Genomic DNA, 241 nt, shown 5'->3' on the forward strand with positions numbered 1-241 from the left:
ACCGAGCGGATCTGCCCGAGCTGCATGCTGCCGAGCGCGCTGAACAGCCCGATGCGCTTGTCGGTGTGCTGCAGCGCGTAATCGAGGTACACGGCGATCGGAAACGCGCGCCGGGAGCCGGCGATGCTGCCCTTGATGAACTCGTCGACGATCTGCCCGGGCTGCAGGCTCGACGAACCCGACTCGATCACGTCGCGCAGCCGCAGGTTGTAGGCGCGCCCCGGCGCGATCTGCTGCGCGA

1 pseudogene is annotated in these 241 nt (G+C 68.5%); it reads right to left on the reverse strand.

Annotated features, from left to right (window positions below):
* Positions 1-241: pseudogene (locus HWY45_RS36500) on the reverse strand (RpiR family transcriptional regulator); the annotation flags it as partial.

It is taken from the genome of Burkholderia stagnalis, from assembly GCF_902830275.1.
In the GTDB taxonomy this organism is placed as follows: domain Bacteria; phylum Pseudomonadota; class Gammaproteobacteria; order Burkholderiales; family Burkholderiaceae; genus Burkholderia; species Burkholderia stagnalis.